A 23,077-nucleotide genomic window follows, 5' to 3' on the forward strand; every position below is an offset into this window, starting at 1 on the left:
TGCAATAGAAAAGGGGGCAGTCACCTGCCCCCCGTCATGTCACTCGGCAACCGTGATACGGCCATCGGTATAGGGTTTCACCGGCCCGTTTGCAGCCATGTATTCGGCCAGCACATCTGCCAGATCGGGGCCATAGTCGTAGACATTGGTAGCATCGGTCCCGAACATGGCATAGCCATCACCGCCCGCGCGGACATAGTTGTTGGTCACTACACCATAGGTGGCCTCGGGGTCGATCGGCGCCCAGTCTCCATCCTTCATGACCATCACATCCGAGATGCGCGATCCGGCCTCGGCCGACGGCGTCACGGTATATTTCAGCCCGCCCACCTGCGAGAAGCGCCCTGCGACCTCCTCCATCTGGCTCGCGCCATTTTCCAGCGCGGCCACGATGACCGAGCCTTTCGCGTCGAATGTGGCAAGCGTATTCTGGAACGGCAATACCGTCAGCACATCGCCCATCGTTACATCCCCCGCCGGCAACGAGGCCCGGAGCCCCCCCCCATTGGTGATCGCGATGGTGATGCCCTGATCCTTCACACGTTCAATCATCGCATCGGTCATCAGATCGCCCATCGGGCATTCCTTCAGGCGGCAGACATCGCGCGAGCCGTCAATGGCATCGGTGGATTGCGCCACCACCTTCTGGCGGATCTCCTCGAGCGGTTTGGCAAGCTCGGTCAGACGCGCCTTGGCCTCGGGGTCTTCGGCGACCGAGGCATCGAGCAGGATCGGCTGACCTTCGGTCGATTTGACCACACCGGCATCATCGAAGGTGACCGTAAGATCGCCCAGATATTTGCTATGCGCCGAGGCCGTGACAATCGCCGTCTTGCCAACCATGGTCGGATAGGACCCCTCTGCCCCCTCCATATCGCCCAGAAGCGTATGGGTATGGCCGCCCACGATCACATCCAGATCCGGCACCGCCTTGGCGGTTTCCTGATCCACATAATAGCCCGAATGCGACAGCAGGATGATCTTGTCCACGCCTTCGGCCTTGAGCTTTTCTACCTCTTCCTTGATGACAGGCACCGGCTCCGAGAAGGTGATGTTCTTGCCCGGGCTCGACAGGATCGCGTTATCCTGCGCGGTAGTCCCGATCAGGCCGATCTTCTGCCCGCCCACCTCAAGCACCACCGATTTCTTGATCTTGCCATCGAGCGCGGGCTCTTTCGACACATCGCCATTGGCCATCAGCATCGGGAAATCGAGCGCGTCAATATATTTACCCAGCACCTCCGGCCCGTCATCGAACTCGTGATTGCCCACGACCATCGCCTGATAGCCCATCATATCCATGAACTCGGCCGACGCCTTGCCCTTGTAATAGGTATAGAACAGCGTGCCCTGGAACTGGTCGCCCGCATCCACGAGGATCGAGTTCTCGGCCTTGGCACGCGCCTCCCTGATCGCCGTCACCTGACGCGCGGTGCCGCCAAAGCACTCCCCCGCGTCATTATCCTCGGTGGAACAGGTCGAATCATATTTGTTGATCGGTTCGAAGCGTGCATGGAAATCATTCGTGTGCAGAATGGTCAGCGTATAATCGGCATGGGCAGCACCTGCGGCCGTAAGCCCCGCCATCAGCGCAATTCCCGCCACGCGCGTTTTCAGAAATCCTGTAGACATCAAAATCCTCCACTCAGGTCATCGCCAGTCTCGCAAATTTGACCGGACTGTCAAAACTCTGTGTGACATTGCCCCGAGGTGAGGCCGATTTTCGCCGCTTTCGTGAAAGAGATTGATTATTTCCGCGCCATTGGGCATGTGAAACCCATGCTTATATACAAGATCTTCCGCCCCGCCGAATGGCAGGCTCTCCAATCGCAGGGATCGACCTCGGGCGCGCCCATCGATCTCGCCGACGGCTATATCCATATCTCGACCGCAGAGCAGGTGCGCGAGACCGCTGCCAAGCATTTCGCCCAAGCCGGTGATCTGGTGCTGGTCAGCCTTGAGGCCGACACTCTCGGTAACGCCCTCCGATGGGAGGTCTCGCGTGGCGGGGCGCTCTTCCCGCATCTTTACCGCGATATGACCATGGCGGATGTGATCGCCCATATGCCCCTGCCCCAAGGCCCCGAGGGCCATATCTTTCCGGAGACCCTGTAAATGCCCTTGATCGAGAGCCTCGGCCTGCGCTCGCTGCACCAGTTGAACCCCGAAACCGCCCATGGCCTCTCGATCAAGGCCCTCGCCGCCGGCCTCGTGCCGATGAAAGGCGTCTGGACCAGTCCGCGCGTTGCCACGCAGGTGGCGGGTCTCGATCTTCCCAATCCGGTGGGGCTTGCCGCAGGTTTCGACAAGAATGCCGAGGCCGTGGCCCCCCTCATGCGGGCGGGCTTCGGCTTCATCGAGGTGGGCGCTGCCACGCCCCGCGCCCAGCCCGGAAACCCCAAGCCCCGCCTCTTCCGCCTGACCGAGGACCGCGCGGTCATCAACCGTTTCGGCTTCAACAACGAAGGCATGGAACCCATCTCGCACCGCCTTGCCGCCCGCCCCACGGGCATTCCGGTGGGCCTCAATCTGGGCGCCAACAAGGATAGCGAGGACCGCGCCGCCGATTTCGCCAAGGTGCTGGCCCATGCAGGCCCCTGGCTCGATTTCGCCACCGTCAATGTCTCCTCGCCCAATACCGAGAAGCTGCGCGACCTGCAGGGCGCCGAGGCCCTGACGGCGCTCCTTTCGGGGGTGATCGCGACCCGCAACACGCTGACCCGCCCGATCCCCGTCTTCCTCAAGATCGCCCCCGATCTGACGGATGCCGAGATTGACGATATCGCACAGGTCGCCAGAACCACCGGTATCGACGCGATCATCGCCACCAACACCACCCTCTCGCGTGAGGGGCTGCAAAGCCCCTATGCACCGGAAAAGGGCGGCATGTCCGGTGCGCCTCTCTTCGAGACATCCACCCGCGTGCTGGCGAAACTCTCGCAGGCGACCGATGGGCAGATCCCGCTGATCGGCGTGGGCGGCATTTCCTCCGCCGAGGACGCCTATCAGAAGATCCTCGCAGGTGCCTCCGCGGTGCAGCTCTACTCGGCGCTCGTCTATCACGGGCTCTCGCTCGCGGACCGGATCGCCCGCGGTCTCGACACACTTCTCGAACGCGACGGCTATGCCAATATCGCGGACGCCACCGGCAAGGGGCGCGACGCATGGCTCTGACACTCTGGCACAATCCGCGCTGCTCCAAATCCCGCGAGACCCTCGCGCTGCTGCAGGCGCGGGGCCATAGCCCCGAGATCCGTCTCTACCTGACAGATGCTCCCAGCCGCACCGAATTGGAGGCCGTCATCTCCAAGCTCGGCCAGAGCGCAGACACCCTTGTCCGCTGGAAAGACGCGAAGGGCCTGATCGAACGCGACGCGGATCACGACACGATCCTCGCCACGCTTGCCGAAAACCCGAAACTCATCGAGCGCCCGATCCTGATCACCGGTCAATCCGCGCGCCTCGGCCGCCCGCCCGAACAGGTGCTGGAAATCCTCTGATCTTCCAGCGTCCCTAAATATCCCGGGGTGAATGGCCCGGAACGGGCCAGAGGGGCAGCGCCCCTGTTCGACCCGATCGAACAAAACATCCGGATCATTCAATTGGACCGATAAGCCAGTCTCCCCCATGATCAGGGCATCCCAGACGGAGGATGCCCCATGATCGCGCAGAACCGCCCCACCCTTATACCGGGCCTTGCCCTCTGTGTCGCTGTTGCCGCAGTGGCGTTCGGGCTCCACACGCTGCCCGCCCTCTCGGCCTTCTCGCCCCTGATCCTTGCCATCATGCTGGGCATGGCCTTCAATACGCTGTGCCCGCTCTCTCCCTCCTGCGCGGAAGGCATCGCGTTCAGCCTACGCTATATCCTGCGCGCGGGCATCGTGCTTCTGGGCCTGCAGCTGACCTTCGGACAGGTGGCCGAGATAGGGGCCGGCGGGCTCGCAACCATCCTCCTCACATTGCTTGCGACCTTTTTCTTCACACGCTGGCTCGGGCGAGTGATGGGTGTCCCGCGCGGGCTCACCGATCTTATCGCAGCCGGCACGTCGATCTGCGGGGCTTCGGCGGTGATTGCCGTCAATACTGTCACCCGCGCGCGCGAGGAGGATGTGGCCTATGCCATCGCCTGCGTGACGGTCTTCGGCTCGGCCTCGATGCTGCTCATGCCGCTGCTCGCCCCGCTTACACCCCTCGGACCCAAAGCCTTCGGCATGTGGACAGGCGCCTCCATCCATGAGGTCGCGCAGGTCGTGGCGGCAAGCTTTCAGGGGGGCGATACAGCAGGGCATTTCGGGACTATTTCCAAGCTGACCCGCGTCATGATGCTGGCGCCGATGGTGCTTCTCCTCGGGATCGGCACGAGAAACAGAAATACCGGGCAGACAACCACCCCCGCAGGCGCTCCGGTGCCGTGGTTCGTTATGGGCTTTGTAGCGATGGTCGCCATTTCTTCCACTGGCTGGCTGCCCCCGCCCGTTGTCGAAGCCAGCAAAACGATCGACCAGATTCTGCTGACCATCGCCCTGGCAGGAATGGGACTTTCGACCGATCTGCGTAAACTGGCGGCAGCCGGTCCCCGCCCCGCGCTGCTGGGGGGCGCCGCATGGCTCTTCATCTCGGGCGTCAGCCTGTTATTGATAACGCTCATCCAGTGACAGAAAGGCATGCGCCATGACCCTCGACCAGCTTCGGATCTTTCTGGCGGTGGCCGAACGCGAGCATATCACCCGTGCGGCAGAGGCGCTCAACTTGACCCCGAGCGCCACCAGTTCGGCGATCTCGGCGCTCGAAACCCGCCATGCGGTGAGGCTCTTCGACAGGATTGGGCGGCGCATTGTGCTCAGCGATGCCGGACGCCATTTCCTGCCCGAGGCCCGCAGGCTACTGGCTCATGCCGCCCGGACCGAGCGGGTGCTGGAGGATCTGGCGGGGCTTGCGCAAGGCCATCTGCGGCTCATCGCCAGCCAGACAGCGGGCACATACTGGCTGCCGCCGCTGCTGGCACGCTACCGGCAGGCCTATCCGGGGATCACGCTCGATATCCGGCTCAGCAATTCCGAGACCGCGGCGCGGGCCGTGCGCGATCTCGAGGCGGATCTGGCGGTGATCGAGGACGCGTGCCATGACGATCTGCTTCTCGTCGAGCCGCTGGTGCGCGACCGGATGATGCTTGTGCGCGCCAAGGCGCAAGCGGGCCAACCTCTGGACCCGCGGACGCAGGACTGGGTGCTGCGCGAGCACGGCTCCGGCACACGCGCCATTTTCGACCGCTGGCTCGAGAGCCAGAACATCGCCCCCGCCGATCTGAGCCCCTTGCTGGAGCTGCCCTCCAACGAGGCCGTGCGGGCAGCGGTCGAGGCGGATGCTGGCGCGAGTATCCTCTCCGAGATGGTGGTAGCCTCTTCGGTGGCGGCAGGACGGCTTGACTGCGTGGCGCTCGATCTGGCCCCACGCCCCTTTTCGCTCCTGCGTCACCGCGAACGTCCCTTTACCCGCGCCGAGGCCGCCCTTGCTGCCATTCTGCGCGGCAAAACAGGTGGTGGAACAGCAACGCGGAGCTAGAATCCCCGTGAAATCCAGCATGTTCCTGCCCATTCACAGGATCTTCTGTTGCGCTTTGCCGAAATCGCCGCACTTATCGGGCTGAGCACGATATCCGGAGCATTTGATGACAGATTCTCACCCCTCCCGCCGTCAGGTCCTCGCCTCCGCCCTCGGGACCGGCGCCTTTTTCCTTCTGCCCGAGCTGGCGCGCGCCCAGAGTGACGAAATTGCCCACGGCATGGCGCTCGGTCAAGCCGAGCCCTTCTCCTATGACATGCTGCGCGACATGGCCCGCGACCTCTCCAAAGGGCCCTATAACGCGATGAAGGTGGCCGACCCCGAGATCATCCAAGCCATCGATTATGACGCGCATGGCAAGATCAAGTTCCGCAAGGATCATGCGCTCTGGGGCAATGGCGATGATTACCCCGTGCATTTCTTCTTCCCCGGCAAGTATTTCCCCGATCCGGTCCACATCTATTCGGTGAGCGGCAACATGGCACGCGAGGTGCCGTTCTCCAAAGACTACTTCACCATTCCCCAAGACAGCCCTGCGCAGAACCTGCATAACACCGAAGGCTTTGCGGGCTTCTCGGTGCAGGACCGCAAACATAATGCCGACTGGATGGCGTTCCTTGGGGCCTCCTACTGGCGCACGGCGGGCTACTCGGGACAGTTCGGCCTGTCCGTGCGGGGCCTTGCGCTCGATACGGCGGTGGCCCAGGGCCCCGAGGAATTCCCCCGTTTCACCCGGTTCTGGCTCGAAGAGCCGGAAGATGGCAGCTTTGTCACCTATGCGCTTCTCGAAAGCCCGCGTGCGACCGGTGCCTACCGGATCGTCTCGCGTCTGGGCGGCGGGGTCGTGCAGGATGTCTCGGCCGATATCTTCCTGCGCGGCGATGTGAACCGGCTCGGGATCGCGCCGCTGACCTCGATGTACTGGTTTGGCAAACATGACCGTCAGGTTTCGCCCGACTGGCGCCCCGAGGTGCATGACAGCGACGGGCTGGAAATCCATACCGGCAGCGGCGAGAAGATCTGGCGACCGCTGAACAACCCGCCGCGCGTGATGGCCAACAGCTTCCATTCGCCCAATGTCAAAGGCTTCGGCCTTGCACAGCGCGAACGCGATTTTGCGCAATATCAGGATGATGGTGTTTTCTACGAGAAACGGGCCACCGCATGGATCGAGCCGAAAGAGGGTTGGGGCGAAGGGGCTGTGACCCTCATCGAGATCCCGACCGATGACGAGACCATGGATAATATCGTGGCCTTCTGGACCCCCTCGGACGCAGCCACCACCGGCACCGAGTTCAACGTGAATTACACGCTGAGCTGGGTGAAGGATGTGCCGGTGCCGCGCGAGAAGGCGCAGTTCACTGCGATCCGGATCGGCACTGGTGGTGTGCCCGGACAGGACCGCCCCGCCAACACGGTGAAGATCGTCTGCGATCTGGACAGCACCGGCCTGCAGGGGCTGAGCCGCGCCGACGGGCTGGAACCCAATGTCACCACCTCGGTGGGCGTGATCTCGATGCAGACCGCCTTCCCCGTGGTGGGCGCCGACTATTGGCGTGCGATCTTCGATCTCGATTTCTCGGCCATCGCGGCGGATAATAACGACCCGATCGACCTGCGCGTCTATGTGGATAACAAGGGCGAGGCGATGACCGAGACGTTGATCCTGCAACTCTTCCCCTCGCAGCTGCGCGAATTGCTGGCCAGCCACGGCTGAGCCTCGCCGATCAGGACACACCACCACATAAAGGGAGGCGAAGGCCTTCCTTTTTCTATGCCCGACATGTCAGACGGGGCGGGCCTGCGCCGCAAAACACCCCGCCTTGGCATAATGCAAATGGACATAGGCGACAGCCTCATTACCCGCGAAGATCCCTGCAAGCGCCGTATGAAGATCCGCACCTGAAACGAGATCGGGCTCCAGCATCATGTCACCATGATCGAAGGGCCGGACGGAAATGAGCCGGTGGCGCAGCGCCTGTGGCACCTCCCCCGGCTGCGGCTGGGCACGCTCCACGCCCTCGCGCACGAAGATCGCGTGAGAGGCGCGATAGGGGGTCTGGGCCGGTTGATGTTCGTAATTGAGCAAAAGGACCGTCTCGCCTGCCCGTGCATCCTCAAGGCTGACACGGCACGGCAGGGCATCGCGTTCGGTGACCCGCATCCGGCAGATCCGGCGCGTGGCAAGCGCCTCGTCAGTCATCTGGAACAGTTCGACAAAGGGTTCGACGGGAAGGGCATGGATCTGGAAAGGCATCGGGGTCTCCGTGGATATGACACGAAAACCTTAGCCCCTATGCCCGCAGCTGGCCGACCCGAAACCTGTGCAAAGACCTCATCTATCAAGAGGTCTCGTAAAGTTCCAATGGCAGCCCGTCGGGGTCCTGGAAGAAGGTGAAGCGCGCATTGGTGAACTCGTCTACACGGACGGGTTCGACCTCGACCCCGTGCTCCTGAAGGCGGGCACACCACGCATCCAGATCATCGACGGCAAAGGCCAGATGGCGCAGACCCTGCGCCTCGGGGCGCGTGGGACGCGCAGGAGCATTCGGGAAGGTAAACAGCTCGATCTGCACGCCCCCCTCCATACCGAGATCCAGCTTCCAGCTTTGGCGCGCCTCGCGATAGGTCTCGGCGATGACGGACATTCCAAGCACTTCCGTATAGAAGTGCTTGGAACGCGGATAGTCCGAGGCGATCACCGCCACATGGTGCGGACGCAGCCGGTCGCTCATGCGGCGCCTTTCTTCGAGAAGAGGCCAAAGACCGGCTTGATGACGAAGGTCGCCAGCGGGATCATCAGCACCAGCCCGAAGACCAGACCGAAGATACCGTCGAAGAAGGCGGTCACCGCCCAGGACACCAGGCCCTTCAGGCTCTCGCCCACATGTTCAGACACCGTCTCGGCCTGATGGTGGATCCAGTCATAGGGGGCCGGGAAGCCCAACTCGGCGATCCCGTGCAACAGGATATTGCCGCCGACCCAGATCATCGCCGCCGTGCCCACGATCAGCAATGCCTTCATGAACACCGGCATAAAATGCAGGATACCGCGGCCAAAGGCACGGGTGCCCGAGAGTTTCGCGTTTTCGGCAAGCCAGAGCCCCACATCATCGGCCTTCACGATGATCGCGACGCCGCCATAGACAAGCGCCGTGATCCCCACCGCCACAAGCGCCAGCGTGATCGCCTCCATCCAGATCGGATCGCCCTCAGGCAGCGCCGAAAGCGCGATGGTCATAATCTCGGCGGAAAGGATGAAATCGGTTTTCACCGCGCCTTTCACCTTTTTCTCCTCGAGATGGGCGCTGTTCTGTTTGCCGCCTGCTGTCTCATCGGAGCCGTGATCCTCGGAGGGGTGGAACAGATGCCAGATCTTTTCCGCACCCTCGAAGCACAGATAGGCCCCCCCCAGCATCAGAAGCGGCGTGATCGCCCAGGGCGCGAAGCTCGACAGGATCAGCGCCAGAGGCAGCAGGATCAGAAGCTTGTTGCGGATCGACCCGAGCGCGATTTTGCCCACGATCGGTAATTCCCGCGCGGGCGCGAAGCCATGGACATATTTCGGCGTCACCGCCGCATCATCGATCAGCGCGCCTGCGGCTTTCGCACCCGCCTTGGTTGCCTGAGCGGCCACGTCATCGACGGAGGCCGCCGCCACCTTGGCGATACCCGCCACATCATCCAGAAGCGCCAGAAGGCCGCTCATATGTCTCTCCACTCTCATTATCCGCCATGCGGGCCTCAAACCATCAGAGTATGGTCTCACCCGCGCAGGCGCAACGCGCTAAACCCGTATGCGGGTCCACAATTCATCCTTGCCCTTGCAGCGCCCCGCGATATGTTCCACAACTCGATCTGACATGCTGTGCGCCGCAAAGCAGCAAGACAGCGGCGACCAAAAGAAAGGTGCCCGAAATGCTCGATATGAATGCAAAACCCACCGAAGAGATCGATGTCCGCGAGGTCTTCGGAATTGACAGCGATATGAAGGTCAAGGGATTTGCCGAGCGCACCGACCGCGTGCCGGAAATCGACCCGACCTACAAATTCGACCGCGATACCACGCTGGCCGTGTTGGCAGGCTTTGCCTATAACCGCCGCGTCATGATTCAAGGCTATCACGGCACGGGAAAATCCACCCATATCGAGCAGATCGCCGCGCGGCTGAACTGGCCCTGTGTACGGGTCAACCTCGACAGCCATGTCAGCCGGATCGACCTGATCGGGAAAGATGCGATCAAGCTGGTGGATGGCAAGCAGGTTACCGTGTTCCACGAGGGCATCCTGCCGTGGTCGCTGCGCAATCCGACCGCGATCATTTTCGACGAATATGATGCAGGCCGCGCCGATGTGATGTTCGTGATCCAGCGTATCTTGGAGGCCGAGGGCAAGCTGACTCTGCTGGACCAGAACGAGGTAATCACGCCGAATCCCTATTTCCGCCTCTTCGCCACCGCGAATACCGTGGGTCTGGGCGACACGACCGGCCTCTATCACGGCACCCAGCAGATCAACCAGGGCCAGATGGACCGCTGGTCGCTGGTGGCCACGCTGAACTATCTCAGCCACGATGCCGAGGCCGCGATCGTCCTGTCGAAGAACCCCAATTACAACAACGAGGCAGGCCGCAAGACCATCAGCCAGATGGTGCATGTGGCCGACCTCACCCGCACGGCCTTCATGAATGGCGACCTGTCCACCGTCATGAGCCCGCGGACCGTCATCGCATGGGCGCAGAATGCGCGCATCTTCAACGACGTGGGCTATGCGTTCCGCCTGACCTTCCTCAATAAATGCGACGAACTCGAGCGCCAGACCGTGGCCGAGTTCTACCAGCGCCTGTTCGATGAGGAACTGCCCGAGAGCGCGGCCTCGATCGCGATCTGATCGCCTTGAGCGCGGCCCTCACAGGGCCTGAAAATCTGGAAAGCCGGAGCCTCTGCTCCGGCTTTTTTTACGGTTTGGAAAGCAAAACCGGCGAAGCTCTGCGCATGATGATTTACATGCGCCTTGCCCTCAGTCTCTCTATCGCCGGTCTTCTGGCCGCCTGCGAGCCACAATATGCGGCCCGCGATGTTCTGCGCGAATGCCAGACACTCTATCTCGAAAACGATCGGTTTACCGATGCCAATCTGGCCTCCGAAGCCATGAATGGCTATCGCGGTCCGCATGTGCCCTCGATGCATGCGATGCTGATCCCGCAGAAAAGCTACAAGCCCCGCAAGGTCGAGCAATGTGACGAGATCCTTGTGCTGGAACGTCGCCTGCCCGGACGCTAACGCGCATTGAAAAAGGGTCCGGAAGCACCGGACCCTTTCCCGTTGACTGCGGCGCTCGGCCTCAGCCCTGAAGCGCGGGCTTCGTCAGGTTGCCCCAGAACTCCATATCGCCCAGCAGCTCGTCCAGCGTGGGGTCGATATGATCGGGGAAGGCTTTGGCGTCCCGCTCGGTCATATTGGCAAAGAAATCCGCCCCCGCGATATGGACCGCGCCGCGCACCGGCACCATGCCGAAATTGATCGCGATCACACGCAGATGCTCGGCGGCGCGCATCGCCCCCGACGGACCGTAGCCCACGATCCCCAGCGGCTTGCGACGCCAGCCAGTATAGGCGTAATCGAAGGCGTTTTTCAGAACACCCGGGATCGAGTGGTTATATTCGGGCGTGACCACGATGAACCCGTCATAGCCCTTCAGCAGATCGTTCCACTTGCCCTTCGCGCCCCCTTCGGGCTCGGAATAGGCCGGTGCCATCGATTCCTCGAAATGCGGCAGCAGATGGTCACGCAGGTCGATCAGATCGAACTGGAACGCCTGACGGTTGGCGGTTTTTTCCATGAACCATTCGGTCACGACATCGGCAAAGCGGCCTTCGCGGGTGGTGCCGACGATAACGCCGATTTTCAACGGATCTGCCATGGGTATCTCCTATATATGCCGGGGCATATCCGCCCCCGTTGCTGGCCAAGTTAACGTGCAGAAATGTGGCGGCAACCCCCAGTTCGGTGCAGAGCCGCACGAAGCTTGCGCAGGCCTGGCCCCTGCCCATCCGATCTGCGGCACACAGGCCGCGCTTCTCCTCTTGCGAAGGGCCAGACGTGGTGCTTTATCTTGGGCATGAGCAAGCCCATCGACAACCCCGCCGATCCGTTCAAGAAAGCCCTCGCCGAGGCGACCAAAACCATGGCCGACCGCCCTGAGTTGACGGTCAGCTACACGGTCGACCCTTCCGGCTCGACGGGCGATACGATGCGCCTGCCGCAGGTCTCGCGCAGGATGACGCGCGACGAGGTCCTGCTGGCCCGCGGCACCGCCGACCAGCTGGCGCTGCGTCTGCGCCATCACGATGCGGGCACCCACGGGCGCTACCGCCCCTCGGGCGATATGGCCGCGGCGCTGTATGAAGAGATGGAATTTGCCCGCTGCGAGGCCTTGGGCGCGCGCGACATGCCGGGCACGCTCTCCAATATCGACGTCAAGATCTCGCATGAGGCGCTGCGCAAGGGCTATAACCAGATTCGCAACCAGTCCGAAGCGCCCTTGCATGTGGCCGCGGGCTATATGATCCGCGAGATGGCCACGGGACGCCCCCTTCCCCCGGGCGCCTCGAATATCCTCGACCTGTGGAAACCCTTCATGGAGCAACAGGGGATCAATCTCGACAAGCTGCAGGATGTGCTGGCCGACCAGACGGCATTCGCCAAATTCTCGCGTCAACTGATCTCGGATCTGGGCTATGGCGACCAGCTGGGCGATGACCCGGATGACGAGATGGGCGATGACGGGGATGATGCCGAGGAGGCCGCCCCCGAGAATGATCGCGGCGAGATGGAAGAACAGGAGCAGCAGGATCAGGAAGATGCTGACGCCTCTCCCGAGCGTGCGCAGGAAGAAACGCAGGACCAGCAGCAGGCCGCAACCTCGACCGAGGAACTGGCCGACCCTGCCGATGGCGAAGAGGTCGAGATGCCCGACCCCGACGCCGCCCTTGAGCCTCCACCACCACCTGCCGCCTCTGATGCTGACCCGAATTATACGGTCTTCCGCACCGAGTTCGACGAAGAGATCATGGCCGAGGATCTGGCAGAAGTGGCCGAACTGGAACGCCTGCGTGCTTATCTGGACCAGCAGCTGGAGCCGCTCAAAGGTGCCGTCTCGCGGCTGGCCAACAAGCTGCAGCGCCGTCTGCAGGCCCAGCAGAACCGCTCGTGGGAATTCGACCGCGAGGAAGGCATGCTCGATGCGGGCCGTCTTGCGCGCGTCGTGGCCAACCCGACCACGCCTTTGTCCTTCAAGATCGAGCATGACACCGAATTCCGCGACACGGTGGTGACGCTCCTGCTGGATAATTCGGGCTCCATGCGCGGGCGCCCGATCTCGATTGCCGCGATCTGTGCCGATGTTCTGGCGCGCACGCTGGAGCGCTGCAATGTGAAGGTGGAGATCTTAGGCTTTACCACGAGGGCGTGGAAAGGCGGCCAGAGCCGCGAGGAGTGGCTCAATGCGGGCCGTCCGCAGCAACCGGGCCGTCTGAACGACCTGCGCCATATCATCTACAAACGCGCTGACACGCCGTGGCGCCGTGCGCGGCCCAATCTGGGTCTGATGATGAAAGAGGGTCTGCTGAAGGAGAATATCGATGGCGAGGCGCTCGAATGGGCGCATAAGCGCATCGCCAAGCGCTCCGAGGCGCGCAAGATCCTGATGGTGATTTCGGATGGGGCGCCAGTGGATGATTCCACGCTCTCGGTGAACCCTGCCAATTTCCTCGACAAGCATCTGCATGATGTGATCGCCATGATCGAGAAGCGCCGCGCGGTCGAGCTGCTGGCCATCGGGATCGGCCATGACGTGACCAAATATTACAACCGCGCCGTCAAGATCTCGGATGCCGAGGAACTGGCCGGCGCCATGACCGAACAGCTGGCGGGCCTCTTTGACGCCGATCCGCGCAAGCGCGCGCGTGTTCTGGGCATGCGGAAGGTCGGCTGATGTTTCAGGATTTCACGGTCAAGACGAACCCCGAAACAGGGGCACCCCGTCTGGCGGCCCTGCGCGATGTGCTGGCCTCACGCGGACTTGCGGGCTTCATCGTGCCGCGCGCCGATATCCATCAGGGCGAATATGTGGCTGATCGCGATGCACGGCTTGGCTGGCTGACAGGCTTTACCGGCTCGGCGGGCTTCTGTGTGGTGCTGCCCGAGATTGCGGGCGTGTTTATCGACGGGCGCTACCGTGTCCAGGTGCGTTCCGAGGTGGATCTGGCCGTTTATACGCCGGTCAACTGGCCACAGACACAGGCAGGCGCGTGGATTGCCGAGCATCTGGCCGAGGGCCAGATCGGCTTTGATCCGTGGCTGCATACCCATAGCGAGATCGAGGCGATCCGTAAGGCGCTGGCCAAGACGCGCGTGACGCTGGTGCCTGTGGATAACCCTATCGACGAGATCTGGACGGACCGCCCTGCCCCGCCGCAGGCCCCTGCCCGCCAGCATCCGCCGGAATTTGCGGGCGAATCTTCGGCCGACAAGCGCGCGCGCTTGGGTGCGGCTCTGGAGGATGCCGGCGACACGGCGGCCGTTCTGACTCAACCCGATTCCATCTGCTGGCTCCTCAATATCCGCGGTGATGACATTGCCCGCAATCCGCTGGTGCAATGCCTTGCAATCCTGCAAGCGGATGGCAGGGTAGATCTGTTTGCCGAGCCCGCCAAATTCTCGCCCGAGCTGCTGGCCGGACTGGGCCCCGATATCACGCTCTGCCCGCCCGATCAGTTCGGCGCGGCGCTTTGCGCGCAATCGGGATCGGTGCTGGTTGATCCGGCCACCGCGCCCTATGCGGTCGGACCGATCCTGTCGGAAGCCGGCGCCACGCCGCATTATGCTTCCGATCCCTGCGTTCTGCCCAAAGCGCGCAAGAATGCCGCCGAGATCGCGGGCATGAAAGCCGCCCATCACCGCGATGCCTGCGCGATGGCCGAGTTTCTGGCATGGCTCGATGCGGAGGCCCCCAAAGGCAATCTGACCGAGATCGACGTGGTGACCGCGCTGGAAAACTGCCGCCGCGCCACCAATGCCCTGACCGAGATCAGTTTCGATACGATCTGTGGCGCGGGGCCTGACGGGGCCATCGTCCATTACCGTGTGACCGAAAAGACCGACCGCGCCGTGAATGCGGGCGAGTTGCTGCTGGTGGATTCGGGCGGGCAATATGTGGATGGCACCACCGATATCACACGCACCATTGCCGTGGGTCCGGTCCCCGAGGAGGCCCGCGCACCCTATACACGCGTGCTCAAAGGCATGATTGCGCTCTCGATGGCGCAATGGCCCGAGGGCGTGGCCGGCAGCCATCTGGATGCGCTGGCGCGGATGCCGCTCTGGCAGGCCGGTCAGGATTATGACCACGGCACCGGCCATGGTGTGGGCGCGGCGCTGTGTGTGCATGAGGGGCCGGTGCGGATTTCGCGCGCCTCGACCCTGCCCATTGAAACGGGCATGATTCTTTCAAACGAGCCGGGCTATTACCGCGATGGCGCGTTCGGCATCCGGATCGAGAATCTGGTTCTGGCCACTCAGGCCGCAAAATCCCCCGAGGCCGACGAGAGCCGCCGGATGCTGGCCTTCGAGACCCTCACATGGGTGCCGATCGACACCCGTCCCGTGCTGGTCGATCTGCTGGACCCGCCCGAGCGCGACTGGCTCAACGCCTATCACGCGGACTGTCTGGAGAGGATCGGGCCGCATGTCTCGCCCGCGACGCGGGATTGGATGGAGAAGGCCTGCGCGCCGATCTGACCCTATATCACGCGGCCTTCGGGCCGCGTTTTTCTTGGCCGCCTCACAGCCTGTCCGGACAGGAAAACAGGACACCAGAAAAGCAAAAAGCCCCACGAAGGGGCTTTTGCTTCTCCATCCGGAGAATGGTGCGGTCGAGACGCCTTGCTATGAGCGTAAGATTATATTATTTTCCAAATTATACAATGTGTTGAATATCACCTCCTCATGTCTTGTGTCCTAATTGGCCTTCTGATTGTGTCTCAAAACAGACAAAAACAGGCAAGCGCGACAATCTGACATTTCAGACCAATAGGTGACTCCAAGACAACCAATCGAGCGACTTTCCATGAAAAAAACAGTTCACTTGCAATCAATCGTACAAGCACATACCGCACTTGATGAAACAGCCTTCAATAAATTTCTTAACCTTTCTCAACAAAATGCGGAGGCAAAGAAAATAAAGCGACGCGAAATAGAAAGCTTGCGCTTACTAGTGGACGCTATCCAAGCAGGATCTAATGAGGGTAATATTTTAGATTATTTCTATTTTGGATATGAGATTCCACAGATCAGTAAAGAATTTGATCTTCTTAGGTTTGGTGCCGATTATATAGTGAACATTGAATTAAAATCGTCCACGAATGTGGAAGCAATATTTAAACAACTAAAAAGAAACAAATACTATTTAGCAGCCTTGGGAAAACCTATCTTTAATTTCGCATACGGCAGCGACTCCAACCAGCTGTATCAATTGGGTTCAGAGGATAGCCTAATAGAAACAAGCGTAAGCGAATTAATTAATGTATTATCCGAGCAAAACATTGAAAATATAGGAAATATAGACAACCTCTTTGATCCAACGGTGTACCTTGTCTCCCCCTTTAACACCGTTAAGAAGTTTCTTAATGGCGAATACTTTTTAACAAGCGAACAAGAGGAAATACAAAAGAACATCCTTCAACTCTCTATGAATTCAGGCAAAGAGCGACTCGTTACGTTACAGGGAGCGGCAGGCACTGGAAAAACCCTTTTAAGCTACGACATTATTAAATCACTGATGAATGCTGGCCTCAAAGCGCTCGTAGTTCATGTCGGAATGCTAAACCCAGGTCACGGAGAGCTTATCAAAGAGGGTTGGAGGATCAAAGCAATTAGAGACTTAAGAGCAGAACATCTAAAAAGCTACGATGTGATACTATTTGACGAAGCACAAAGATTTAGAAACGGTCAGCTTGAGGCCTTTGAAGCGAAAATCCGAGAACTGAAATCTATGTGTATCTTTTCCTATGATGCACAACAAACACTGTCTACCGCTGAGACTAGGCTCGAAGTCGGCGAAAAACTAAGTTCAATTTCCGACGCCAATCACTACAAGCTCCGTGGCAAGAAAATTCGCACAAACAAAGAGATCGCGACTTTCATAAAAGGTTTGTTCGATCAAAGTGAAAATGCCTTCACAACCCAAACTGATAAAATTGACATCCTATATTTTAGCGATGCCAATAGTGCCCGTGCATATCAAACTAGCTCGAACGAAGAACATTGGACTACTCTACGACTGACACCTTCACATTATAACAGGAATGAATACCACAATCAGTATTCCTCTCATACCGACAAAACTTCTCACGAAGTTATCGGACAGGAATTTGATAATATAACCATTATATTAGATGAATTGTTTGACTACGATTCTAATGGGTTACTCACCTATAATGGAAGAACATATTACGACGCCACCAAGATGCTCTTCCAAAACATTACGAGATGCAGAAAACGCATTAGGATATTAATCATTGGAAACAAGAAACTCTTGTCTCGGTGCATGACCCTATTGCGCCCTTCCTGCACGCTTCTCGAAAACCAACGGGGTTAATTTTTATATCATACGGTTTATGTAAAATAACACTCTACGACTGATTTTCAGAGTAACAAAAGAAATCTGGGGCTACTGGCTTTGATCGCTCGGAGCCCACCTTTTCTTATAGTTCCTCTAAGTCTCTAATACTGAGGCTTTGATTAGATATCGATAAATTAATACCATGCGCCCTGATAGATGACGGAATATTTAGCCGTAGATTTGCAATTGAAGGGAATTGTCATGCTGAAAGCCGATTTACCCCCCATGGAGTATCCTGCGGTATGCAGTCAACAGCGCGACCTTAATTTCAAGAAGAAACACTCCACGAAAACTCCGACTGATAGTAGGATGGCAATTTATTCTTAGAAGACTCCGTCCCATTGAGCCCTGCCCATATGAGACGTCTCGCCGAGCAACGATAACTGTCTCACTGAAGTTGTGTATTGACATTTTGAGACATATGATGTCTTCGGTCTAAGACTCCAAAGAGACATAAGGAGACGGGACATGGGCCTAATCGGATATGCAAGAACCTCCGCGACCGACCAGAAGGCAGGCTTAGAGGCGCAGCTTCGGGAGCTCGAACAAGCGGGATGCGCGAGGGTCTATCAAGAGCAAGTCTCTTCGGTGGACCTCCGGAACCGTGAGCAATTCGCAGCGGCGCTCGACTACATCCGAGAAGGTGACACACTGGTGGTCACGAAGCTGGACCGTCTGGCCCGCTCTATGGCCCACCTAATGACCATTCTTGAAGAGCTGGACAAGAAGGGGGCGCACCTCCGCATCCTCGCGATGAACCTCGACACAAAGTCATCTACGGGGAAGCTGATGTTGAATGTCCTTGGGAGCGTAGCGCAGTTCGAGCGGGAAATCATGATTGAGCGGCAGATGGAGGGCATCGCCAAGGCCAAGGCTCAGGGAAAGTACAAAGGCCGGAAGCCCACCGCCGAGACCAAGCGACAAGAAGTGAAGGCCTTACACGCTGAGGGCATTGGTCCGACCGAAATTGCCCGAAGGCTGAACCTCGGCAGGGCTACCGTCTACCGCATCCTCGGAGCAGACAAGGTGGAATAGCGGGGCCGGAGCGGAACCGCAAAGGCAAGAGAGCATATCCCCTCGGCTAGGCACCCCAAGAGACTCCGGCGAAATTAACCCCGACCTTTGAACCACAAACATCGCAACTCAACTTCCGGCTCCCTGCGTCCGCGCACGGGGGCCTTCTCCATATCGATTAACGCATCATGTCATCGCAACAGGAAACACACATGCCCAAATCAAGCTTCACCCGCAGCCGTCGCCCCATCGCCTTCTTAAACGACCTTGAGGCCGCTCGAAGAATTCATCTGCCAACAGCGCCTGTTATTCAGCGCGGCACATACTGGAAGTCTATTTCACTCCGACCCGAGGTCTTTACCTTCGTCGACACTCTCAGGACCCATCTGCAAGCAAGAACGGGTTACTACCTGACCCCAACGGAAATCATAGCCGCTGCCCTTTCAGTAGCTGCCCAGCGCATGACGTCTGCTGACTTCTCGCCTTATAAACTCGATGGACAATATGAGGAGTAAGATCGTGTGCCCCAAATGCGGTGCCGTCTTTTTCCTCAAGCGCACCAATCAACGTTATTGCAATCCTCAGTGCACAAAGAAGGCAAGCCGCAATCTGTCACGAGGCTCTCGCACGATATCGACAAGCCCAGAAGCGGTCGCGCGATGTCGGAAACACTACGGGCGGGCGAACGACTTGGCCGAGTGGATTTACTCCTCTCCGCCCCAAAAGCGACTAGGCATGATGGCCGAATTACTTGAAGCCGCCATCCATCACGACGCCCATCTGCGCAATATTCTAACCGACCCTACGCTACTCAGGGCAACCCCTCTTGATCGACACCTCTTCTATCGGCGGTCGCCAGCCAGTTATCGCACAATCGCGCAAGCCGCAAATGCCTACTGCAAGAAGTTCTGGGGTGTCGGCGTGAGGACTTTCCTGAACGCACGCCCACAAGACTTATCGGCGGAGCCTTTCCTCTAAATACGCCGCCGACAACACGGCTAATCCTCCCTCCACACATATAATGGTAACCACGCGCCCCCCGCTGGGTCTGCGCTGTTCCGCAACTTCCGTCCATCTCACACCAGAAAACTGTCCACGCTCGCCCTGAGCGCTGGGCCGATACCACATATCCAATCCAGAAAGCACCCAAATGAACACAAACTACCTTCAGTGCCCGACCGAATGCATTGACCCGCCCAGAATAGACGTCTTTACAGCAGCATCCTGCAACAGCAACAACTTCTATAAGACCGGAGCGTATGGGGTCTACGTACACGTTTTTGACGAAAACGAAGTTCTTCAATCAATGCGAACTCTCTCTGAAAGTGCATCACAGACGACAAACATGCGTATGGAGATGACTGCTGTATGCGAAGCACTAGAAAGCATACCGGAGGCAACATTCGCTGCAATCAACATATACGTTAATGCAAGTGCGATAGCCGATGGCATGAACTCGTGGCTGAAAAGATGGAAACAAAGCGGCTGGACAACAGAAGATGGAGAACTTGTAGTAAACCGCGACCTCTGGATGAGAATGGAGAAAGCGACCGTGAATAGGCTGGTCTACTTCAATACGGTGAAAGATAACCCCTCCACGACCCTCACCAGCAAAAAGGCCGGGGCACTGGCGAAGAGGACCCGCTGTAACTCGGAAAGAAGCCTATAAAGGCTCTTTGTAGTTGAGTGGGGCTAGCCATGCTTATCCTGAAGGCAGATACTCCGAGGGGGTATTTCTCTTGGGTCTATAAGCATGGCAGTCTTCTCGCATCCTGACGACGATATTACACTCTACGAAACCGGCTTTGAAGAAGACCTTTTTGGTCGGCGCGTTGTCGGTGAGAGGCTATCAGAGGTCGTACGACGTTTTAACGACCCGTTGGTCATCGCACTTGACGGAAGGTGGGGGACCGGAAAATCGGTATTCCTAAAGAAGTGGGTGGGCGAACATAAAAAAGCCCCTCATGACGAAACCATCACAGTCTATTTCGACGCGTTTGCAAATGACTATCTAGCAGACCCTTTAGTGGCCCTCACAAGCGCGCTTTTAGAGCGTTACGCCGTTCAGAGCTCTCAGCTACAACCCAGTAAAGTTGAGAAGCTCAAAGCAGCTGGCGAAAAGATATTCAGATACTCGAAGCCCTTGGCTAAAATTGCCCTAAGCGTGGCCTCGGCGGGTGTTACAACCCAAATCGAAGGCCTCACCAAGGTTGCCGTTGAAGCTGCGGAAGGTGAAGTATCTGGTGCAATAGATTCCATTTGGACACGGGAGGAAAATCGCAAGACAGCAATGAGCGAATTCAGGCAAGCGCTAGAAGACTGCACGAAAGACCGCGAACCGAGCGATCCAAGCGCAGAAGATATTACGAAGCGCCGCCTTGTGTTCGTCGTAGATGAGTTGGACAGATGCCGTCCTGACTTTGCCCTAGAGGTACTAGAAGTCATTAAACACTTCTTCTCTGTTTCAAATGTCCATTTCGTTCTAGGAGTGAACCTGACCGCGCTCGAAAATAGCGTCAAAGCCCGTTACGGCGAAGGTATAGATGCCACAGCCTACCTCCAGAAATTCTTGAGCTTCAAGATGTCGCTCCCTAGCAAGGGGGAAGGACAGGATTTCCCGACTACCCTAGTATACTTGATGACCATTGGTCAAAAGATGGGTCTTCACAGAAACATACTCGAAGAACTCCGGACGCAATTGCGCATCGTGTCGCAAAACAACCATGTCTCCATAAGGGACGTCAGCAAAATTCTATCACTTTCGGCTTTGCTGCCCATTGAGGCACAAGAAAACACTCGCGTTGATGGATATCGAAAAACAGCTATTTCATTGCTTATCAGCAAAGTCGTAGCGCCTGAGATTTATCAAAAACTAGTCAGCGTATCTCTGACGCAAGCTGAACTGGAGAGGTACCTTGGCGTCACGTCCCAACTCATTGATCGAGACCCAACGAAAGATAACCCTCTTTATAATAACGAATTACATTCTCTCTTTAACATGTGGCTTTTCCTTCTAAGTGACGGCGAAACCCCGTGGCAACCTCAATCTGAAGGCGAAGCGGGCCAGTTCGGCAACCATCCGTCGAGAGCACAATTCGATTTCCGCGCACGACAATTCAAAGAAATTCCCGCGACGTTGGACCAAACATGGCTGGGTGTCTTCGAATACACCACATAGGTGACCGATCACGGCAAGCCCTGATGAGCCAACCGCATTGCGTCAGTAGCCGCCTTTAACTTCGCTTCGTCGCCGCCATAGAACCTGTCACCGACGCCCCCAAGGGAATGTCCGAGGATACGATTTTCATCCCTCTGGGGCACACCCGCAGCGACCAACAGGTCTTTCATGTTATGACGCAGCGAGTAGACCACATGGCGACGATTGGAGGTTTCCTTCCGTAGATGCTTCATGAGCGCCTGCGAAACGGCATCAGGGCCTGCCTCGTAGCCATAACGGGCAAACAGTAGTGTTTCACCTTGCGCCCTCTCAAGGGCCTCTTTGGCGGCTTCTAGAGCGTCCCCAACCAGAGGCACCAGACGGTTCGACACCTTGGTTTTCAGTCGGCGGTCCTCATGCCAAGTTACTTTGATATGGGGATATTCGACATTCACCTTGACATCTTCAACCCGAAGGCCGACCACTTCAGCACCTCGACATCCAGTCCCTTCCAGAAGCCGCCAGATCAAGCCCAGCGCAGGCTCACGAAGTTTCCCCTTCATGCGTTTGCGCATGGCGAGGAGAACATCTTTCGGTAAGGGGTCTCGCTTCTCCCACTCGCTTTCTGGCGCACCATCCTTCTTGCCGAGATCGAGTTCATCAAACGGGTTTCGCGCCCTGCCCTGCAAATCAAACTCACGAATAGCGGTGGCGACAATGGCCCTGACCATATCGAGTTCACGGCGAACCGAGGACGCGGCCAATTTTTCGCCGTTCTGCTTCGTTGCGTTCAACATATCATCCCGCAGTTTCCGCGCGTGCTCTCGCTTTAAGCCAACCAAAGTGAGGCCCTCGAGCGAACCTAGCGCATCCTCAACACGCCGACAGACCCTATCCAGGCGGTTCTTTTGATTTCGCCCTTGCGCGTCATTCATCCGTTCTTTGCGGTAAATCTCAACGGCATCCCTGAAAGTGACCTCAGGAGGCACAGCATCAGGCGTCGCAACGGCGCGGTACAACATGCTATCCGAGCCATTACGTTGCAACTCGTCTGCAACTAAGTCACGAGCGTCCATTTCATCGGCAGCACCAACTACGCCAGCAATAAGGGTCTCCGCCTGTTTAAGTGCATCTTTCCACTTCTCCCGAGGGGACAGACCACCAATTGTGGACAGCTTACGCTTCTCTTTGGCGACGAGAAATTCGAAACGCTTGAGAAGCAGGGCGTGTTCGGTGACCAATGCGCCACCCTCACGGGCGACCATTGGGACCTGAAAGAACTCCGCCCCTAGGGCTTCCGCAACAGCTTTCGGGAAGCGACGACGAAACCGCTTGCGACCGCCGGATAGCTCATCAACATATTTCAACTTAAGCAAAACCACCAATTAGAGTGTCCTTGTTTGTGTCCCAAATGTGTCTCGGGCAAGGCTCTAACTGGATGATTTCCAATAACATCATCCCTTTAGAAGGGAGTGTTGGTGCGGTCGAGAAGACTCGAACTTCCACGGGAGTTACCCCACAGCGACCTCAACGCTGCGCGTCTACCAATTCCGCCACGACCGCACTGTCTCTGGCTTGGTGAGGGCTATCTAGCGGGTGGCGCGGGCGTTGAAAAGAGGAAAAATGCACTTTGGCGATTTTTTCTTTGATCTCCGCCCGTTC

21 protein-coding genes and 1 tRNA gene are annotated in these 23,077 nt (G+C 58.3%); 15 read left to right on the forward strand and 7 right to left on the reverse strand.

Going from position 1 to position 23,077, the window contains the following annotated elements; all coding sequences use genetic code 11:
* Positions 1 to 39 precede the first annotated feature (39 nt).
* Complete coding sequence (locus VSX56_RS10410) at positions 40 to 1,632, reverse strand: bifunctional metallophosphatase/5'-nucleotidase (RefSeq protein WP_350936904.1); 1,593 nt, start codon at positions 1,630 to 1,632, stop codon at positions 40 to 42.
* A gap of 147 nt (positions 1,633 to 1,779) precedes the next feature.
* On the opposite strand from VSX56_RS10410, the gene VSX56_RS10415 reads away from it, so the two are divergent.
* From VSX56_RS10415 to VSX56_RS10440, 6 genes are all read left to right on the forward strand, one after another.
* The gene (locus VSX56_RS10415; protein ID WP_350936906.1) at positions 1,780 to 2,115 is read left to right on the forward strand and encodes a DUF952 domain-containing protein; all 336 of its coding nucleotides are present in this window, start codon (positions 1,780 to 1,782) and stop codon (positions 2,113 to 2,115) included.
* Positions 2,116 to 3,174, forward strand: coding sequence for a quinone-dependent dihydroorotate dehydrogenase (locus VSX56_RS10420; RefSeq protein WP_350936908.1), 1,059 nt, complete (start codon positions 2,116 to 2,118; stop codon positions 3,172 to 3,174).
* On the forward strand, positions 3,165 to 3,500 hold the full coding sequence (gene arsC, locus VSX56_RS10425) for an arsenate reductase (glutaredoxin) (RefSeq protein ID WP_339113111.1): 336 nt from the start codon (positions 3,165 to 3,167) through the stop codon (positions 3,498 to 3,500). The genes VSX56_RS10420 and arsC overlap by 10 nt, the downstream gene beginning before the upstream one ends.
* 159 nt (positions 3,501 to 3,659) lie before the next feature.
* Complete coding sequence (locus tag VSX56_RS10430; protein WP_350936912.1) at positions 3,660 to 4,655, forward strand: YeiH family protein; 996 nt, start codon at positions 3,660 to 3,662, stop codon at positions 4,653 to 4,655.
* A 16-nt stretch (positions 4,656 to 4,671) separates the two neighbouring features.
* On the forward strand, positions 4,672 to 5,562 hold the full coding sequence (locus tag VSX56_RS10435) for a LysR substrate-binding domain-containing protein (RefSeq protein WP_350936914.1): 891 nt from the start codon (positions 4,672 to 4,674) through the stop codon (positions 5,560 to 5,562).
* Positions 5,563 to 5,668: 106 nt separating this feature from the next.
* Positions 5,669 to 7,279: an OpgD/OpgG family glucan biosynthesis protein gene (locus VSX56_RS10440; protein ID WP_350936917.1), complete on the forward strand. Its 1,611-nt coding sequence runs from the start codon at positions 5,669 to 5,671 to the stop codon at positions 7,277 to 7,279.
* Positions 7,280 to 7,348: 69 nt separating this feature from the next.
* On the opposite strand, the gene VSX56_RS10445 is transcribed toward VSX56_RS10440, so the two are convergent.
* From VSX56_RS10445 to VSX56_RS10455, 3 genes are all read right to left on the reverse strand, one after another.
* Positions 7,349 to 7,819: a DUF1203 domain-containing protein gene (locus tag VSX56_RS10445; protein ID WP_350936919.1), complete on the reverse strand. Its 471-nt coding sequence runs from the start codon at positions 7,817 to 7,819 to the stop codon at positions 7,349 to 7,351.
* Between the two features lie 85 nt (positions 7,820 to 7,904).
* Positions 7,905 to 8,297, reverse strand: a complete 393-nt coding sequence (gene gloA2, locus VSX56_RS10450) for an SMU1112c/YaeR family gloxylase I-like metalloprotein (protein WP_339113116.1) — start codon at positions 8,295 to 8,297, stop codon at positions 7,905 to 7,907.
* Entirely contained in the window at positions 8,294 to 9,271 is a 978-nt protein-coding gene (locus tag VSX56_RS10455; RefSeq protein WP_350936921.1) for a DUF808 domain-containing protein, read from the reverse strand. Before VSX56_RS10455 ends, gloA2 begins: the two co-directional genes overlap by 4 nt.
* A gap of 209 nt (positions 9,272 to 9,480) precedes the next feature.
* Here VSX56_RS10455 and cobS point away from each other — a divergent pair, with 209 nt between their 5' ends.
* Together cobS and VSX56_RS10465 are read left to right on the forward strand one after the other, a co-directional pair.
* The gene (cobS, locus tag VSX56_RS10460; protein ID WP_339113118.1) at positions 9,481 to 10,452 is read left to right on the forward strand and encodes a cobaltochelatase subunit CobS; all 972 of its coding nucleotides are present in this window, start codon (positions 9,481 to 9,483) and stop codon (positions 10,450 to 10,452) included.
* A 104-nt stretch (positions 10,453 to 10,556) separates the two neighbouring features.
* Positions 10,557 to 10,844 carry a hypothetical protein gene (locus VSX56_RS10465; protein WP_339113119.1) on the forward strand — a complete coding sequence of 96 codons (288 nt, stop codon included), beginning with the start codon at positions 10,557 to 10,559 and terminating at the stop codon, positions 10,842 to 10,844.
* Positions 10,845 to 10,905: 61 nt separating this feature from the next.
* On the opposite strand, the gene VSX56_RS10470 is transcribed toward VSX56_RS10465, so the two are convergent.
* Positions 10,906 to 11,484: an NADPH-dependent FMN reductase gene (locus VSX56_RS10470; RefSeq protein ID WP_339113120.1), complete on the reverse strand. Its 579-nt coding sequence runs from the start codon at positions 11,482 to 11,484 to the stop codon at positions 10,906 to 10,908.
* Between the two features lie 198 nt (positions 11,485 to 11,682).
* On the opposite strand from VSX56_RS10470, the gene cobT reads away from it, so the two are divergent.
* The 7 genes from cobT (at position 11,683) to VSX56_RS10505 (ending at position 21,436) form a co-directional block, all read left to right on the forward strand.
* Entirely contained in the window at positions 11,683 to 13,557 is a 1,875-nt protein-coding gene (gene cobT, locus VSX56_RS10475) for a cobaltochelatase subunit CobT (RefSeq protein WP_350936925.1), read from the forward strand.
* Positions 13,557 to 15,362, forward strand: a complete 1,806-nt coding sequence (locus tag VSX56_RS10480) for an aminopeptidase P family protein (RefSeq protein ID WP_350936927.1) — start codon at positions 13,557 to 13,559, stop codon at positions 15,360 to 15,362. Before cobT ends, VSX56_RS10480 begins: the two co-directional genes overlap by 1 nt.
* A gap of 328 nt (positions 15,363 to 15,690) precedes the next feature.
* Positions 15,691 to 17,220, forward strand: coding sequence for a DNA/RNA helicase domain-containing protein (locus tag VSX56_RS10485; protein ID WP_350936929.1), 1,530 nt, complete (start codon positions 15,691 to 15,693; stop codon positions 17,218 to 17,220).
* Positions 17,221 to 17,712: 492 nt separating this feature from the next.
* Entirely contained in the window at positions 17,713 to 18,279 is a 567-nt protein-coding gene (locus VSX56_RS10490; protein ID WP_350936932.1) for a recombinase family protein, read from the forward strand.
* 191 nt (positions 18,280 to 18,470) lie between these two features.
* On the forward strand, positions 18,471 to 18,773 hold the full coding sequence (locus VSX56_RS10495; protein ID WP_350936934.1) for a hypothetical protein: 303 nt from the start codon (positions 18,471 to 18,473) through the stop codon (positions 18,771 to 18,773).
* Between the two features lie 635 nt (positions 18,774 to 19,408).
* Entirely contained in the window at positions 19,409 to 19,927 is a 519-nt protein-coding gene (locus VSX56_RS10500) for an RNase H family protein (RefSeq protein WP_350936936.1), read from the forward strand.
* Between the two features lie 84 nt (positions 19,928 to 20,011).
* Entirely contained in the window at positions 20,012 to 21,436 is a 1,425-nt protein-coding gene (locus VSX56_RS10505) for a KAP family P-loop NTPase fold protein (RefSeq protein ID WP_350936938.1), read from the forward strand.
* A gap of 8 nt (positions 21,437 to 21,444) precedes the next feature.
* Here the strand turns inward: VSX56_RS10505 and VSX56_RS10510 are convergent, their stop codons facing one another.
* Positions 21,445 to 22,797, reverse strand: coding sequence for a tyrosine-type recombinase/integrase (locus tag VSX56_RS10510; protein WP_350937108.1), 1,353 nt, complete (start codon positions 22,795 to 22,797; stop codon positions 21,445 to 21,447).
* Between the two features lie 94 nt (positions 22,798 to 22,891).
* Positions 22,892 to 22,978: transfer RNA gene (locus VSX56_RS10515), tRNA-Leu, on the reverse strand.
* Positions 22,979 to 23,077: the final 99 nt, after the last annotated feature.

Source organism: Thioclava kandeliae, from assembly GCF_040297545.1.
In the GTDB taxonomy this organism is placed as follows: Bacteria; Pseudomonadota; Alphaproteobacteria; order Rhodobacterales; family Rhodobacteraceae; genus Thioclava; species Thioclava kandeliae.